Source organism: Streptococcus intestinihominis (assembly GCF_046824975.1).
Classification (GTDB): domain Bacteria; phylum Bacillota; class Bacilli; order Lactobacillales; family Streptococcaceae; genus Streptococcus.
On record NZ_JBKQBL010000008.1, the window covers coordinates 20,761 to 21,379 of the forward strand.

Genomic DNA, 619 nt, shown 5'->3' on the forward strand with positions numbered 1-619 from the left:
CCAGGCTACGGTTTCTTGCTTGTCTTCACGGTAGACACGAGCTACTTTGCCTTTGCGCTCTACTGCTAACTTGGCATCCCCACTGTTTTTCAAGGTAATCATTAAGACATCGCCGACTTGTTCTTTATTATAGGTTACAATCATTCTTTCTCTTTCTCCTACTTCAATCCTGCTAAAAATTCTGAAATCTGAGCCTTGGTTTTGCGATCACGATTGACGAAACGACCCAGTTCCCGATCCTTGTCTAGGACCACTAAACTCGGAATACCATAGATATCCCAAAGCTTAGCCAGGTCTAGATACTGGTCTCTGTCGACCAAAATGAAGGTAAATTCAGGGTTTTCCGCTTCAATCTCTGGCAAAAAGGGCTGGATATACCGACAATCACCACACCAATCCGCTGAAAAGAAGAAAACCTTCTTTCCTTCTTGCTTGACGTAGCTAGCTAACTCCTCTAAAGACTGTGGAATGATCATAGTTTTTCCTCTTCATAGTGAAGGAGGCCCTCTTCATAGACAAAGCGATAGTGGCGCTCATCTTCAAAAATGATCCCTCCTACCAGACGCTCTTCGCTTGATTCATAGAGCTCCACATAAAGGGTCGCAATCTTCCCCATATT

General features: G+C 43.9%; 2 protein-coding genes and 1 pseudogene. All 3 read right to left on the reverse strand.

Annotation, left to right across the window (positions count from 1 at the left end; translation table 11 throughout):
- Nucleotides 1–144 (reverse strand): annotated as a pseudogene (locus tag ACLOR3_RS10085) (YtpR family tRNA-binding protein); the annotation flags it as partial.
- A 14-nt stretch (nt 145–158) separates the two neighbouring features.
- Entirely contained in the window at nt 159–476 is a 318-nt protein-coding gene (locus tag ACLOR3_RS10090) for a thioredoxin family protein (protein WP_129270343.1), read from the reverse strand.
- Nucleotides 473–619 (reverse strand): DUF4651 domain-containing protein (locus ACLOR3_RS10095; RefSeq protein ID WP_412037210.1); only part of this gene is annotated, 147 nt, incomplete at its 5' end. The genes ACLOR3_RS10095 and ACLOR3_RS10090, both read right to left, overlap by 4 nt.